The organism is Micromonospora sp. NPDC050187 (genome assembly GCF_044459745.1).
Lineage (GTDB): Bacteria > Actinomycetota > Actinomycetes > Mycobacteriales > Micromonosporaceae > Micromonospora.
Genome location: NZ_JBITJH010000006.1, coordinates 1 through 15,443, shown reverse-complemented (window position 1 = coordinate 15,443; position 15,443 = coordinate 1). Strand labels below are relative to the sequence as shown.

The window sequence follows — 15,443 nt, the reverse complement described above, 5'->3', positions numbered from 1 at the left end:
CGTCGACGACAATAGGAGGAACGACCGTCCGCGAGTGCGGGTCGACCACCGGCACTCCGTACGTCCCCGCCGCACCCCAAGAGGACCTGTTTGATGGACGCGACCGATGTCGCCCGACCACGCCCTGTCGGGCTGGCAGATCTCGCGCGGATCCCCCTGCGCCGCTGGCGCACCGTGCTCGCCGCGGTGGGGCTGCTGCTGCTCCTGGTCGTCGCCTACCTCGTCTTCGTCCCGGCCGTCTACACCGCGACGACCGTGGTCGTGGTCCGTCCGGTGGTGACCGACCCGTTCTCGCTGCCCGCCGGAGGCGCCGACCGGGCGGTCAACATGACCGCCGAGACGGGCATCGCCACCAGTAACGACGTCATCGACAAGGTCGCCCAGATCACCGGCCGGGACGTCGAGGAGGTGGCCAACGCGCTGAAGGTGGAGACTCCGGTCGGGGGTCAGCTTCTGCGGTTCACCTACGCCGGGCAGAGCGAGCAGGGGGCGGTCGCGGGCGCCAACGGCGCGGCCGAGACATACCTCACCCTGCGTAAGGGGATGTACGAGGACCAGCGCGCCGCCGTGCTCAAGTCGTACGACGACACCATCTCGCTGGTGACCACGCAGCGGGCCACCACCCAGCGGCAGCTGCCGGACGAGGGGTCGAACACCGGCCCCCGGACGAGCGCCCTGCTCGACCAGATCCGGGCCCTGAACGACCAGCTGGCCCAGCTCGCCGAGCAGCGTTCCAAGATCGCGTCGGCGGACCTGAGCCCCGGTTCGGTCACCAGTGCCGCCCGCGCGCCGGTCCCCTCGAACCGGGACTCGGCCCTGCTCTTCGTCCTGGCCGGACTGCTCGGCGGTGTGCTGGTCGGCACGCTGCTGGCCTTCGTCCGAGAGGCGATGGACCGTCGGGTGCGCTCGGCCAACGAGGCGTCCGAGATCATCGGCGCCCCGCTGCTCGGCACGGTGCGGCGGAGCAAGGGCGACGCCGCCACGTCCGAGATGCGCTACCTCGTCCTGGCGCTGAACCAGTGGGTCGAACGGCCGAATCCGGTTCCGCTGGTGGTGCTCTCCAGCGACGAGGACGAGGGCCGGGCCCAGGTGAGCGCGGGAGTCGCCGCCGCACTGGCCGAGTCCGGACACGAGGTGCGGCTGGGCAGCTCCCCGGAGAGCCTGGAGCAGATCCGGCCGGTCCTGCTCGCCGCCCAGCGGCGCGTCCCGCCGGCGGTGGCGGCCACCCGGCCCCAGCTCGCGAGTCCCGTTGCCACGCCGGTGGCGAAGCCCGCCGTCGAGCTCATCCCGAAGCCACGTGTCGCCGAGGGCGTCAGCCCGCCCCGGTCGATGGACGACACCGTGCAGATCACGGCGGTGCGCTCGCCCCGACCGGCCACCGCGGCCGGCGCCGCCAGCGGACCCGGCACCAGCGGACCCGGCACCGCCAGCGGACCCGACGACACCGTGCAGATCACGCCGGTGCGCTCGCCCCGACCGGCGGCCGGTGCTCCGGCAGGTGGCAGCCCCGACGACACGATGGTGATCTCCCCGGTCCGCAAGCCCCGGCCCAGCCCGGGGCCGGAGGCCAAGAACGGTGCCGTGTACCGGTCCGGCACCTCGAACGAGCCGCCGAAGCCGCCCACGCCGGCGGCATCCGCCTCGGCCAGCGTCCCGGTCACCCCCGTCACCCCGGCCGCCGACGACGACCGGACGATCCGCATCGGCACCGGCCTCGTCCGGCTCATCCGTGACCTCGACTCCGGTGACGACCGGGGACTGGTGCTGCTCGACGCTCCGGCCGCCACCCGCGACGACCGTGGGGTGCGGATCGCCCGGGCCGGCTTCGCGGTGCTGGTCACCGCCCGGGACCGGACTCGGACGGCCCACCTCGGCCGGGTGGTCGAGCGGCTCCGCGCCGCCGGGGTGAACCCGGTCGGCTTCGTGTTGACGAGGGATGGACGTGACTGAGCTGGCACCGACCGACCAGACGTACCCGCGGGTGACCGCGGTGATCGCCACCCGGGACCGTCCCGGCCTGCTGGAGCGGGCCGTCCAGGCGGTGCTGGACCAGGACTACCCGGGCGAGATCGAGTGCGTGGTGGTCTACGACCACTGCGACATCCGGCCGCTGGAGGTCCGGGTGCCGGAGCACGGGCGGACGTTGGGCTACGTCAACAACACGCACCGGCAGGGACTGCCCGGCGGGCGCAACACCGGCGCGGACGTGGCCACCGGTGAGCTGATCGCCTTCTGCGACGACGACGACCTCTGGCTCCCCGCCCGGCTGAGCCGCCAGGTCGAGCTGCTGCGGACGCGGCCCGACGCGGCGGCGGCGAGCTGCGGCATCCGGTTGCAGGGTCCGGGCATCGCCAAGGAACGCCAGCTCGACCGGAGCGAGGTCACCCTGGACGACTTCCTCGCCGACCGGGTGATGGAGGTGCACTCCAGCACGATGCTGGTCCGGCGGTCCACCTGGGACGCGATCGGCCCGGTGGACGAGGAGATCCCCGGCGGCTACGGCGAGGACTACGAGTGGCTGCTGCGGGTCGCCGCCCACGGGCCGGTGGTGATCGCCCCCGAGGTGCTGGTGGTGGTCGACTGGCACGGCGGGTCGTTCTTCTTCGGACGCTGGGCGGTCATCGTCGAGGCGTCCCGCTACCTGCTCGCCAAGCACCCCGAGCTGGCCCGCAGCCGGACCGGCCTGGCCCGGATCCACGGCCAGATCGCCTTCGCGCTGGCCTCCGGACACCGCCGGGGCGAGGCGTTACGTGAGCTGGTCCGGGTGGTCCGGCTCAACCCGGCCGAGAAGCGGGTCCTGGTGACCCTGCCGGTGGCGTTGGGCCTGGTCTCCGGGGAGCGGGTGCTGAGCCTGGCGCAGCGGCGGGGGCGGGGTGTCTGACCGTACCGACCGGGCCGCCGCCGGGTCAGAGGTCCGGCGCGGCACCCGCAACGGGGCGGTCGGGCTGGCCGGAGCAGCCGTCAACGGGCTGCTCGGCTTCGTGTTGACCCTGGTGATCGTTCGGGGGTTCGGCCCGACCGGTTCCGGGGCGATCTTCACCGCGATCGGCGTCGTCACGATCGTGGGCGTGCTCTGCTGCGCGGGCGCGGACACCGCCCTGGTCTGGGCCCTGCCCCGACGGCGGCTGGGCCGCCAGGGCGACGCCGCCCGGCTGCTTCCGGTGGCGCTGGTGCCCACCCTGCTCGGGTCGACCGTGGTCGCCGTGGTCGGGCTGGCCCTGGTCGGACCGCTCGCCCCGGTGCTGTTCGACCGCCCCGGCGGCGACGGGCCGGCGCTGCTGCGGCTGGCGTTCGCCACCCTGCCGCTGACCGTGGCGATGACCATGCTGGTCGCGGCGGTCCGCGCGGTCCGTCCGGTGACCGCCGTGGTGGCCGTCCAGTACGTTCTGGTGCCGTTGGCCCGGCCGCTGCTGGTGGTGGCGGCGGTGGTCGGCGGTGCCGGGGTGGTGCTGGCCTTCGGCGGCTGGCTCCTTCCGGCCGCCCTGGCCGTGCTGGCCTGCGCGCTGATGCTGGTCGGCCCGCTCGGGCTGACCTCGGGGGCCGTGCTGCGTCCGGAGCGCGCCGACTGGCGGTCGTTCTGGGGCTTCGCGCTGCCCCGCGCCGCGTCGGCGGCGATCGACGCGAGCAGCATGTGGCTCAGCGTGCTGCTCACCTCGGCGCTGGCCGGCCAGGCGGCCGCCGGTGTGCTCGGCGGGGTCGGCCGGTACGTACTGGCCGGGCTGCTGGTCATGCAGGGGCTGCGGGTGGCGGTCGCGCCACAGTTGTCCCGCCTGCTGGGGCAGGGCCGGACGGTCGAGGCGGCCGAGGTCTACCGCCGGACCACCATGATGATCATCGTGCTCTCCTGGCCGGCGTACCTCGTGCTCGGCTTCTTCGCCCCCGGCTTCCTGAGCCTGTTCGGGCCGGAGTTCGGCGCGGGCGCGACCGCGATGACCGTGCTGGCCGGCGCGATGATGGTCAACTCCGGGGTCGGCATCGTGCAGACCATGCTGCTGATGAGCGGCAACAGCGGCCGGCACCTGATGGCCGCGGCCACCGGCCTGGTGCTCAACGTCGGTCTCGCCCTGGTCCTGGTGCCCCGGCACGGCGTGCTGGGCGCGGCGGTCGCCTGGACGGTCGGGATCGTGGTGGAGAACCTGCTCGCGGCCCGCGCCGCCCGGTCCGCGATCGGCCAGCCGCTGCTCACCGGTGCGCTGCTGAAGGCCGGCGCGTTGGCCGGTGCGGGCACGCTGGTGCTCGCCACCCTCGGCGCGACGGTGGCCGGCCGGGGTGTCGCCGGGCTGACGCTGACCGTGCTGCTGCTGGTGGCCGGGTGCGCCCTGCTGCTGCTCGACCGGCGGGTCCGGCGGGTGGTCCGGGCGGCTGCGGCGACGCTGCGGCCGACGCCCCGCGACCGGCAGGACGAGGGTTCACCCGACCGGACGGCGGTGGCCGGGTCCGGCGGAACGAGAGGGATGCGATGACGATCCGGGACCGGGCCAAGAGCGTGCTGCCCACGGGGGTGCGGACGCGGGTACGCGGCTCGCTGGTGCGCTACGGCGAGTGGACCAGCGACCAGCGTCCGCTGCCGGACTTCCTGATCACCGGGACGAAGCGGGGCGGGACCACCTCGCTCTGGCGGTACCTGCTGGAGCATCCGCTGGTGCCCCGGCTCTTCCCGGCGTGGAACACCAAGACCTCGCACTACTTCGAGGAGAACTGGGGTCGGGGCGAGACGTGGTACCGCTCGCACTTCCCGACCGGGCGGCAGCGCCGGGCCCTGGAACGTAAGCACGGCGGGCCGACCCGGGTGGGCGAGGCCGCGCCGCTGTACATGTTCCACCCGCTCGCCCCGCAGCGGGTCGCCGACCTGCTGCCCTCGGTGCGGCTGATCTTCCTGCTCCGTGATCCGGTGGAGCGGGCGTACTCGCACTGGAAGGAGCGGCGGACCGAGGGCAGGGAGCCGCTGGACTTCGCCGAGGCACTGGCCCGGGAGGAGGAACGGACGGCCGGCGAGCGGGAGCGGCTCGTCGCGGACCCGACGTACTTCAGCGAGGCGTACGACTGGTACACGTACCGGGCCCGGGGCCGTTACCTGGAGCACCTGGAACCCTGGCTGTCCCGTTTCGACCGGGAGCAGATGCTCTTCCTGCCCAGCGAGACGCTCTACCGGGAGCCGGCCGCCACGTACGCCCGGGTGCTGGACTTCCTCGGCCTGCCGCCGCACCAGCTCGCCCGGTTCGAGGTGTTCAACGACCGGCGCAGCAGTGCGATGGACGCAGGCCTGCGGGCGGAGCTGGCCGCGTACTTCGCGCCGTACAACGACGCGCTCGCCGCGCGGCTCGGCATGGAGTTCGACTGGTCGCGTCCGTGACGGCGGCGGGGTAGCGGCGCGTCGTAGCCGAAAAACGGACATAGCCCTCTAAATTGGGCGAATGTCTCGTCGTTTGGTTGTGGTCGTCACCGTCGTGCTGACCATGGTGCTCCCCGTCGTCCTTCCCCACCCGGCACGATCCGCGCCGGTCGGGGCCGGTCCGTCCACACCGGCCGGCCCCGACCGGCCCGCCGTCCGCGCTGCCGGCCCGTCCTGGTCCGGGGTGCTCCGGTGAACGACTTCGCGCTCGCCGCCACGCCCGGGTCGGTGACCGTCACCGCCGGCCATCCGGCCCGGTTCACCGTCGCCACCACGGTCACCGCCGGCTCGTCCCAGCCGGTCACCCTCCGGGTCACCGACCTGCCCGCCGGGACCACCGCCGAGTCCACCCCGCCCGTCGTCACCGCCGGCACGCCGGCCGAGCTGACCCTGCACACCTCGATCTCCACCCGGCCCGGCACCTTCACCCTGACCGTCGAGGGTCGGGGCGCCTCGGTGACCCGCCAGGTCGAGGTGCGGCTGGTCGTCCGCGCCGCGCCGGTCGTCCGGGCCGCCTTCTACTACCCGTGGTTCCCGGAGGCGTGGAAGCAGCAGGGGCTGGACCCGTTCACCAACTACCAGCCCGCCCGGGGGTTCTACCCGGTCGACGAGGCCACGGTCCGGGAGCAGGTCGCCGAGATGCGCCAGGGTTGGATCACCCTCGGGATCGCCTCCTGGTTCGGTCGGGGCACCACCACCGACCGGCACTGGCCGGCGATGATGGCCGGCGCGCGGAACACCGGCTTCGCCTGGGCCCCCTACTACGAGCCGGAGGGCGTCACCGAGGTCACCGTCGAGCGGATCGTCGAGGACCTGCACTACCTGCGGATCACCTACGGCGGCGCGCGGTCCCCGCTGGCCGTCCTGCCCGGCCGGGGCATGGTCGTCTTCGTCTACAACGCCAACGACCTCACCACCGCGCGGGGCTGCGCCACCGTGGAGCGCTGGAACCAGGTCCGGGACCTGCTGGCCCAGCGGTACGGCGAGAGCGTCTACGTCAACCTGAAGGTGTTCCCCGGGTTCCGCACCTGCCCCGGCGCCCCCCGGATCGACGGCTGGCACCAGTACGGCCCGGCGCGTGCCGAGAGCGACTTCAGCGCCGCCCCCGGCGAGGGCACGTACACCGTCTCGCCCGGCTTCTGGAAGGCCGGCCTGGCGTACGGGCAGGAGCCCTTCCTCGCCCGCGACCGGGCGCGCTGGCGGGCCGGCCTGGCCCGGATGAACGCCTCCGGGGCGCGGTGGCAGTTGGTGACCACCTGGAACGAGTGGGGTGAGGGCACCGCGATCGAGGCGTCCGTCGGGTGCCGCGCTCCGGCTCCGGCGGGAACCTGGTGCGACTGGCGCGGCGACGGGGTCTCCGACCTCGTCGCGGACCTGCGCGACCTGCCTCCCCCCGGCGCGCCCGCCGCGCCACCCGCGGCCGTGCCCCCGTCGGCCCGTCGCCCCGCCGACCCGCCACCGGAGTCGGTCCGCCCGCCCGCCGGTCCCGCCGATCCGCCGTCAGCCGATCCGCCGGCCCGGTGACCCGGCCGTGACGCGGGTCGTGCTCGACTGGCCGTCGCCGACCGCCGACCGGACGCGTTTTCCCGGCCGATCCGGCGGTGTCCGGCAATCGGTAGAACGGTCGAACAGCCTCCTGTGAAGAGAATGGAACTCGCATCTGGAAATTCCATCACAATGCCACGCCGGCCCTGGTGAAGAATTGTTTCCTTCGGTCGCGACAATCTGATCTTCATAGCGCTTGAGCTGGAGAAACGATCAGATGAACGTGAACGCGTCGCGACGGAAAACGCCTGCCCACATGTCGCGTTGTCGACTGTTCCGACAATGGACGCGCCCGGTTCACCGCTCGTACGCTTCCGCTGCCCGGGCCATCAACCGGCGGATGTGGCGCAGTCGCGTCGGCGGTGACGATTTTCTCGAAAGAGAATTCCTCACGTGTTGCCCGCCGGTCGAACGAATGGCTCGATCACCGTTCGGTTCGACCGTGAGGGGTTGGCATGACCAGAGCCGTACTCGGCCCGGCCACCAGTCAGACGCCGGACAGTTCCGCGGCGGTGCCGCAGGACCTCGGGACGCCGGTGGGTGACCGGCCACCCCGGCTCAGCGTCGTGGTGCCCACCCGCGACGAGGCGGAGAACGTGCCACTGCTGATCGACCGGCTCGTCCCGCTGGTCGCCCCGCTCGGCGCGGAGATCCTGGTGGTCGACGACAGCGACGACGACACCCCCGCCGTGCTCGCCCGTGCCGCGCTCGACGCCCCGCTGCCGGTACGCCTGCTGCACCGCCCCGCGCACGGGCGGACCGGTGGCCTCAGCGGGGCGGTGCTGCTCGGGGCCGAGCACGCCCGGGGCGACTGGATCCTGGTCATGGACGCCGACCTCCAGCACCCGCCGACGACCGCCGCGATGCTCGCCGCCGTGGCCATGCGCCACGACGTGGACGTGGTGATCGGCACCCGGTACGCCGGCAACGGCTCCCGGGAGGGGCTGGACGGCCCGGCGCGGGAGGTTACCTCGTCCTGGGCGACCCGGCTGGTCAAGAGCCTCTTCCCGCGCCGGCTGGCCACCGTCAGCGACCCGATGAGCGGCCTGTTCGCCGTCCGCCGCGACGCGATCCGGCTGGACCGGATGAACCCGGTCGGCTTCAAGGTCCTCCTGGAACTGCTGGTCCGCCACCCGGCCGCGCGGGTCGCCGAGGTCGCCTACGAGATGGCGGCCCGGCACGCCGGCCGGTCCAAGGCCTCGCTGCGGGAGGGGCTGACGTTCCTGCGTCACCTGTTCCGGCTGCGCGGGCAGCGGCTGATCGGCCAGATGCGTACCGGCCCCCGTGCCCTGCGGGAGCGCCTGCGTGAACTGGGCCGGCTGGTCGCCTTCGGCCTGGTCGGCCTCTCCGGCATGGTGGTCAACACCGCCGTGCTCTGGTTCTGCTACGAACCCGCCCAGCTGCACCACCTGCTCGGCGCGGCGGTCGCCACCCAGGTCTCCACCTCGTGGAACTTCCTGCTGGTCGACAACCTGATCTACCGGCGGAACCGCCGGTCCGGGCTGCCCGCCCGGGCCACCCGTTTCTTCCTGCTCAACAACGTCCTGCTGCTGCTGCGCCTGCCGGTGCTCCAGGCGCTGGTCTGGGCGGGGGTCGGGGTGCTCGCCGCCAACGCGGTCACCCTGGGCGCACTCTTCCTGCTCCGGTTCCTGGTCAACGACCGGGTCATCTACACCGCCGACGAACGGGGGCGTCGCGACCCGGTACGGATGCTGGTCGCCGTCGACGGCACGGAGACGCTGGCCGCGCCGTCGCGCCGCCGCTACCAGTACCTCAAGTACCGCTACGACGTCGCCGGGGTGGTCACCATCGGCTCCCAGATCCGCCTGCCGGAGCTGGAATTCTTCCGCGCGCAGTGGGTCGCCGGGGCCGACGTGGACATCGCCGTCCGGGTCGCCGACGTGGGCGGACGTGGCCCACAGCGCCGCGCGGCGATGACCCAGTACGCCGAACAGTCGGTGCTGCGCTACGAGGAGCAGCTCGGCCGGCTCGGGGCGAACTTCCGCATCCAGCTCGGATCGCCGATCGACATCCACGTCGGCCCGCTGCTGGCCCGCTCCCCGCACGTGGTCTACACCAACGTCATCGAGGCGCTGCTCCGCTTCGTGATGGTGTCCCGGGGACACATGCTGCTGCACTCCGCCTGCGTCACCCTCGACGGCGTCGGGGTGATGCTCTCGGCGCTCACCGACACCGGCAAGACCGCCACCGTGCTGCGGCTGCTCCGCGACCACGGTGGACTCTTCCTCTCCGACGACATGACGATCGTCCGGCCGGACGGCGTCGCGCTCTGCTTCCCCAAACCGCTGACCATCAGCGCGCACACGCTCCGCGCGGTGCAGGCGCAGGACCTCACCCCACAGGAGTGGCGGCGGCTCCAGATCCAGAGCCGCCTGCACTCCCGGGGCGGCCGGTCCCTGGCGCTGGCCCTGGCCCGCTTCAACCTGCCGATCATGGGCATCAACGCGCTCACCCAACTGCTCATCCCGCCGCCCAAGTACAGCGTGGACCGCCTGGTGCCGTGCCGGATGGGCACCAGCACCCGGGTGGAGGAGCTCTTCGTCATCGAGCGCGGCGCGCCCGGGATCAGCGATCTCGACCCCACGGAGACCCTGGAACGAATGATCGACAACACCGACGACGCGTACGGCTTCCCGCCGTTCCGCTACCTCGCCCCCTCCATCACGATCGACGGGCAGGGCTACACCCAGCTCCGGCAACGGGAACGGGAGATCCTCGCCGCCTTCCTCTCCACCGTGCGCGGCCGGGTCGTCTCCTCGGACTGTTTCGGCTGGGCCGACGAGATCCCCCGCCTGCTCCGCGAGGAGCGGGGCGAGGCCCACCGCGCCGCCGTACCGTCGCCGGTGTGGCCCCGGTGGGACGCCCACCTGGCCGGGGCCGGGGGCGCCGTGTGAGCGCCACCGGCACCTCTCCGACGACCCCACCCGGGCAGCGGGTCGGGACGCTGCCCGCACCGCGCACCGGCACCGACCCGGCCGGCGCGGACCGACCGGCCACCCGGCACCGCGCGGCCGTGCTCGGCGTGCTCACCGCGATCGCCGCGATCGCCGCCGTCGTCCGGGCCTGGCAGCTCGACGCGCTCGGCTTCAACAGCGACGAGGCCGTGTACGCCGGGCAGGCCGCCTCGCTGGCCGGCAATCCCCGGTACGCCGACCTCTTCCCCGTCTTCCGCGCCCACCCGATGCTCTTCCAGGCGCTGCTGTCGCCGTTCTTCCGGGCCGGCGAGGCGGACGTCGCCGGCCGGGTGGTGGTGGTCGTCCTCGGCGTCGCCACCGTGCTCGCGGTCTACCCGCTCGGCGCCCGCCTCTACAACCGGCGGGTGGGGCTGGTCGCCGCGCTCCTGCTGGCGGTCATGCCGTACCACGTGGTGGTCACCCGCCAGGTCCTCCTCGACGGGCCGATGGTCCTCTTCGCGACGCTGACCCTCTACTGCCTGGTCCGGTTCGTCCAGGCGCAGCGGCTGGCCTGGTACCTCGCGACCGCCGCGATGCTCGGCCTGACCATGCTGACCAAGGAGACCAGCGTCGTCCTCGCCGGCGGCGTCTACGCCTTCCTCGCGTTGACCCCGATGGTGCGCCGGCCGGTCCGGGCCACGCTGGTCGCGCTGCCGGTGCTCGCCGCGATCTTCGCGGTGCACCCGCTCTCCCAGGCCCTCGCCGGCCGCAGCAGCACCGGCCGCAACTACCTGGTCTGGCAGCTCTTCCGCCGCCCGAACCATCCCATGGACTTCTATCTGGACAACGTCCCGACGGCGGTCGGGCCACTCGTGCTGGCGGCGGCGCTCGGCGGTCTCTGGTGGGCGCGCCGACGCCGGTCCTGGCGGGAGACCCTGCTGCTGTCCTGGATCGCGGTACCCGTGGTGTTCTTCCAGCTCTGGCCGGTCAAGGGCTTCCAGTACCTGCTCCCCGTCGCGGTGCCGGTGGTGCTGCTCGCCGCCCGCGCCCTGGTGACCCTGCCGGTGCCGGCCCGGCTGGCCCGGCGGGCCTGGCCCCGACGCGCCCGCCCGGCGACCCCGGCCGAGGAGCCGGCCGCCGGTGTCGCCCGACTGGTCCCGACGGTCCGGCTGGCGGCCGTCGCGGTGGTCGCGGTCAGCCTCCTCTGGCCCTCCTGGAACGCGGTCAACCACGCCGGGCGGACCACCTTCCTCGCCGGCTCCGGCGGGGTGCCCGGTGGCCGGGAGGCCGGCCGCTGGCTGGCGGCCAACACCCCGGAGGGCTCGGTCATCCTGACCGTCGGCCCGTCGATGGCGAACATCGTCCGCTACTACGGCAGCCGGCAGAGCTACGGGTTGTCGGTGAGCCCGAACCCGTTGCACCGCAACCCGTCCTACACGCCGTTGCAGAACCCGGACGCGTCGATGCGCGCCAACGACCTGCACTACGTCGTCTGGGACTCGTTCTCCGCCCGGCGCTCGACGTACTTCTCCGAGCGACTGCTGACCCTGGTCCGCCGGTACCACGGCCGGGTGGTGCACACCGAGTACGTCGACGGCTCCGACCGGACCCCGGTTCCCGTGATCATCATCTACGAGGTGCGCCCATGACCGACCCCATCCGTCCCCGGGCCCGCCGTGGCTGTCTCCGCCGTCCCCTCGGCGCGGCACTCGCGCTCCTGCTCGCCGCCGCCGCGCCGATCGCCGCCGCACCGGCCGGGGCTTCCGCTGCCGGCGGGGCCGCGCCGGCCCGGCCGGCGGTCGCCGCCCCGCCCGGACCCGCGACCAGCACGCCGATCCGGCACTTCGTCTACCTCATGCAGGAGAACCACACCTTCGACAACTACTTCGGCACCCGGCCCGGGGTGGACGGCATCCCGGAGGGCGTCTGCATGCCGGTCAAGCGCGGCCAGCCCGAGCCCTGCGTCAAGCCGTTCCACATCGGTGACCGGGGCGCGATCGACCTGGACCACTCGGCCGAGGCGTTCCGCACCCAGTACAACGGCGGGAAGATGGACGGCTTCGTCGAGGGGGTGAGCAAGCAGGGCAAGGACGGCACCATGGCGATGGCCTACTACGACGACCGGGAGATGCCCTACTACTGGAACGTCGCCGACGAGTACGTCATCTTCGACCGCTTCTTCAGCTCGTCGAACTCGGGCAGCATTCGCAACCACATGTTCCGGGTCACCGGCGGACCCGGCGCGTACGGCGAGGCGGAGACCATCCCGGCGACCGGCTGGGGGGACATCCCCACCATCTTCGACCGGCTGGAGGCGGCCGGGATCTCCTGGAAGTTCTACGTGCAGAACTACGACCCGACGATCACCTTCCGGACCCGCACCGCCGAGGAGGAGATCGACCGGGGCGCGCAGGTGATCTGGGTGCCGTTGTTGGCGTACGCCCGCTACATCGACGACCCGAAGCTGTCCAGCAAGATCGTCGACCTGGACGAGTACTACGAGGACGCCGCGACGGGCGACCTGCCGGCGGTGGCGTTCGTCGCCCCGGCCGGCAACAGCGAACACCCGCCGGGCAACATCCGGGCCGGGCAGACGCTGGTCCGTTCGCTGCTGACCCAGCTCATGCGCTCCCCGGCCTGGGACTCCTCGGCGTTCTTCTGGTCCTACGACGACTGGGGCGGCTGGTACGACCACGTCACCCCGCCCCAGGTCGACAAGTACGGCTACGGCTTCCGGGTGCCGGCCCTGCTGGTCAGCCCGTACGCCCGCCGGGGTCACGTCGAGTCCACCACCCTCGACTTCGCGTCGGTGCTCAAGTTCATCCAGGCCAACTGGGGGCTGGCGCCCCTGGCCGACCGGGACCGGAAGGCGGCGAACTTCCTCGGCGCGTTCGACTTCGAGTCGCCACCCCGCCCGGCGGTGCTGCTCGACGCGGAACGGAATCCGCCGACGGTCCACCGGCCCCGCCCGGAACCGGTCTACACCTCGTACGCCGTCGCGGTGGCCCTGGTCGGGGCGCTGATCGCCACGGCGGCGCTGCGGGGACGGAGGTCGCGGTGACCCGGCCGCTGCGTCGCCTGCTCCTGCCGTTGGTCCTGGTGGCGACCCTGCTGACGGTCACCCCGGTCGCCGCCGTGGCCGACGGTCCCGCCTCGCGCCGGCCAGGCGTGCTGCGCATGCAGACCGTGCCGCCGCTGGCCGGCGTCCAGGTCACCGTCGACGGCACCACCGTGCGCTCCGACACCCACGGGCGGATCGCCGTCCGGGTGCGGAACTTCCTCGGTCTCGCCGACCGGATCGTCGTCGCCTCGGCGGCGGTCAGCCCCGACCGGCGGGTGGTCTTCGACCGCTTCCGGGGCAGCCCGGACGCCGGGGTGCGCCGGGTCGTCGAGGTCGGGCTGCGCACCGTCCGCCGGGTCTCGTGGAGCTTCGTCGAACGGCTGGGCACCCCGGTCCCGGTAGAGCGGATCACCACGATGCGGCTGCGCAGCAGCACCGGGGAGATCCACGAGCTGAGCGGGGCGGACCTGAGCCGACCCCGCTGGGTCGCCGAGAGCCGCACCCAGCAGGGCCCGCTCGGGCTGGCGTCGAAGCAGCTCTACTACGTGGTGGACAGCGTCGTGGTGGACGGCACCTCGGTGGTCAACCGGGCCGCGCAGCGGTTCGTGCCGTGGGACCGGCAGGAGTGGGTCATCGAGCTGCTGTTCTTCAAGGTCACGTTCAGCGCGACGGACATGATCTTCAGCCGGCAGGCCGGGGGCGGCGTGGTGCTGACCCGCGCGGACGGCCGGGTCGAGCGCCTCGGGTTCGCCGCCGACGGCACGGTACTCGTCCCCGACCTGCCCCGGGGCACGTACGAGGTGAAGGTCGCCGGTGGCGGCGTCTCCTTCGGACGCCCGGTCAGCATCAGCCGTGACCAGCAGGTGGTGCTCAGCCTGATCAGTCCCCTCGACCTGAGCCTGGTGGTCCTCGGCGTGCTGACCGTGGCGCTCGGCCTGATCCTGGTCGGCCGACCGCACCTGTGCCGGACGCTCGTCCGGCCGCGTCGCCCGTCCTGGCTCCGGCTACCCCGTCGCCGACGCACGGCAGCCATCGGAGCGGGCGCACCCGACCAGCCGGTCCCGGCCGCGACGGCACCGGCAGCCCGTCCGCCGGTGGCGAACGGTGCGGCAGCCGGGGCACCGGCGGGTGGGGTCCGCCGGACCGACGGCCGTCGCGGTGCCGCCGTCGCGGTCGCGGCGCTGCTGACGCTGCTGGCCCCGCTGCCGGTCGCCGACCGACCGGCCTCCGCCGGCACCCCGACGCGAACGGCTCCCGCCGGCCCGCCGGACACCACGCTCCCGTGGGCCGCCGTCCCGCCGGACACCGCGACCCCGTGGGTCGCCGTTCCGCCGCCGGTGGCCGCCGCCGCGCCGACCCCCTCGGGGGCGTCCGCCCCGGTGCCGGTGCTCGCCTACTACTACATCTGGTTCAACCCGACCTCGTGGAACCGGGCCAAGACCGACTATCCGCTGCTCGGGCGGTACTCCAGCGACGACACCGAGATCCTGCGCCGGCACGTCCGGATGGCCAAGGCCGCCGGCATCGACGGGTTCCTGGTCTCCTGGAAGCACACCCCGCAGCTCGACGCCCGGCTCGCCGCGCTGGTCGACGTCGCCCGCCGGGAGAACTTCAAGCTCGGCATCGTCTACCAGGGGCTCGACTTCGCCCGAGACCCGCTGCCGCTGGCGACGGTCCGGGCGGACCTGGGGCACTTCGCCGACCGGTACGCCACCGAGCCGGTGTTCGACATCTTCGACCGGCCGGTCGTGGTCTGGACGGGCAGCGAGAAGTTCACCGCCGAGCAGATCGACGACACCGTGGGGGAGGCCCGCCGCCGCCTGCTCGTGCTCGGCAACGCCAAGAACGTCGACACGGTGGCCGACACCCGGGGCGTGCTGGACGGTCAGGCGTACTACTGGTCCTCCGCCGACCCGGTCGAGGAGAAGACCGACCGGAAGCTGGCCGCAATGTCGGAGGCGGTCAAGCGCACCGGCGGGCTCTGGATCGCCCCGGTCGCGCCCGGCTTCGACGCCCGCATGATCGGCGGCCGGCGGGACGTGGACCGGCGCGACGGCGACACGCTGCGCGCCTCGTTCGCCGCCGCCCGTCGCTCCGCGCCGGACGCCCTCGGGGTGATCAGCTGGAACGAGTTCAGCGAGAACACCCACGTCGAGCCGAGTGAACGGCACGGCGAGACGTACCTGGGCGTCCTCGCCGACCTGCTCGGCCGCGCCGTCGACCACGACGTGCTGGTGGAGAGCCACGCCACCTCCGACGAGAAGCCGTGGGGGCTGCCCGCCTGGGCGGCGCTGCTCTCCACCGTCGCCGTGGCGGCCGTACCGCCCCTCTGGCTGGTGTACCGCCGACGCCGGGCCCGGTCCGCGGTCACCCCACCGACCCAGCGGGGCGCCGCCCCGCAGGTGGATCCAGTGGACCTCTGAGGCCTCGTCGCGGGGGGGGGGGCCCCCCCCCCCCCCCCGGGCCCCCGGGGGGGGGGGGGGGGGCACGGAAGATGGGGGCGGCACCGGGGCCGGGGGGGCGGGCGCCC

At 73.4% G+C, this 15,443-nt stretch carries 10 protein-coding genes; all 10 read left to right on the top strand.

Translation table 11 applies throughout. From position 1 onward, the window contains the following. Positions 1 to 93 precede the first annotated feature (93 nt). On the top strand, positions 94 to 1,950 hold the full coding sequence (locus ACIBJE_RS11710; RefSeq protein WP_396746763.1) for a hypothetical protein: 1,857 nt from the start codon (positions 94 to 96) through the stop codon (positions 1,948 to 1,950). Beyond that, positions 1,943 to 2,881: a glycosyltransferase family 2 protein gene (locus ACIBJE_RS11705; RefSeq protein WP_396746760.1), complete on the top strand. Its 939-nt coding sequence runs from the start codon at positions 1,943 to 1,945 to the stop codon at positions 2,879 to 2,881. The genes ACIBJE_RS11710 and ACIBJE_RS11705 overlap by 8 nt, the downstream gene beginning before the upstream one ends. Further along, positions 2,874 to 4,463, top strand: a complete 1,590-nt coding sequence (locus ACIBJE_RS11700; RefSeq protein WP_396746757.1) for a lipopolysaccharide biosynthesis protein — start codon at positions 2,874 to 2,876, stop codon at positions 4,461 to 4,463. The genes ACIBJE_RS11705 and ACIBJE_RS11700 overlap by 8 nt, the downstream gene beginning before the upstream one ends. After that, on the top strand, positions 4,460 to 5,353 hold the full coding sequence (locus tag ACIBJE_RS11695; protein ID WP_396746755.1) for a sulfotransferase domain-containing protein: 894 nt from the start codon (positions 4,460 to 4,462) through the stop codon (positions 5,351 to 5,353). The genes ACIBJE_RS11700 and ACIBJE_RS11695 overlap by 4 nt, the downstream gene beginning before the upstream one ends. A gap of 61 nt (positions 5,354 to 5,414) precedes the next feature. After that, positions 5,415 to 5,588, top strand: a complete 174-nt coding sequence (locus tag ACIBJE_RS11690; protein WP_396746752.1) for a hypothetical protein — start codon at positions 5,415 to 5,417, stop codon at positions 5,586 to 5,588. Beyond that, entirely contained in the window at positions 5,585 to 6,916 is a 1,332-nt protein-coding gene (locus ACIBJE_RS11685) for a hypothetical protein (RefSeq protein ID WP_396746749.1), read from the top strand. The genes ACIBJE_RS11690 and ACIBJE_RS11685 overlap by 4 nt, the downstream gene beginning before the upstream one ends. 476 nt (positions 6,917 to 7,392) lie before the next feature. After that, positions 7,393 to 9,852 (top strand): glycosyltransferase, encoded by a 2,460-nt coding sequence (locus ACIBJE_RS11680; RefSeq protein ID WP_396746747.1) that lies wholly within the window; start codon positions 7,393 to 7,395, stop codon positions 9,850 to 9,852. Then, the gene (locus ACIBJE_RS11675) at positions 9,849 to 11,501 is read left to right on the top strand and encodes a glycosyltransferase family 39 protein (RefSeq protein WP_396746744.1); all 1,653 of its coding nucleotides are present in this window, start codon (positions 9,849 to 9,851) and stop codon (positions 11,499 to 11,501) included. Before ACIBJE_RS11680 ends, ACIBJE_RS11675 begins: the two co-directional genes overlap by 4 nt. Beyond that, positions 11,498 to 12,913 (top strand): alkaline phosphatase family protein, encoded by a 1,416-nt coding sequence (locus ACIBJE_RS11670; protein WP_396746741.1) that lies wholly within the window; start codon positions 11,498 to 11,500, stop codon positions 12,911 to 12,913. The genes ACIBJE_RS11675 and ACIBJE_RS11670 overlap by 4 nt, the downstream gene beginning before the upstream one ends. Continuing rightward, on the top strand, positions 12,910 to 15,336 hold the full coding sequence (locus tag ACIBJE_RS11665) for an endo-1,3-alpha-glucanase family glycosylhydrolase (protein ID WP_396746738.1): 2,427 nt from the start codon (positions 12,910 to 12,912) through the stop codon (positions 15,334 to 15,336). Before ACIBJE_RS11670 ends, ACIBJE_RS11665 begins: the two co-directional genes overlap by 4 nt. The last annotated feature ends 107 nt before the right edge of the window (positions 15,337 to 15,443 follow it).

What these genes read in the sequence shown, in the direction of transcription:
- ACIBJE_RS11710 (WP_396746763.1), top strand. Translation starts at nt 94, where the DNA reads ATGGACGCGACCGATGTCGCCCGACCACGCCCTGTCGGGCTGGCAGAT.
- ACIBJE_RS11695 (WP_396746755.1), top strand. Translation starts at nt 4,460, where the DNA reads ATGACGATCCGGGACCGGGCCAAGAGCGTGCTGCCCACGGGGGTGCGG.
- ACIBJE_RS11690 (WP_396746752.1), top strand. Translation starts at nt 5,415, where the DNA reads ATGTCTCGTCGTTTGGTTGTGGTCGTCACCGTCGTGCTGACCATGGTG.
- ACIBJE_RS11680 (WP_396746747.1), top strand. Translation starts at nt 7,393, where the DNA reads ATGACCAGAGCCGTACTCGGCCCGGCCACCAGTCAGACGCCGGACAGT.
- ACIBJE_RS11670 (WP_396746741.1), top strand. Translation starts at nt 11,498, where the DNA reads ATGACCGACCCCATCCGTCCCCGGGCCCGCCGTGGCTGTCTCCGCCGT.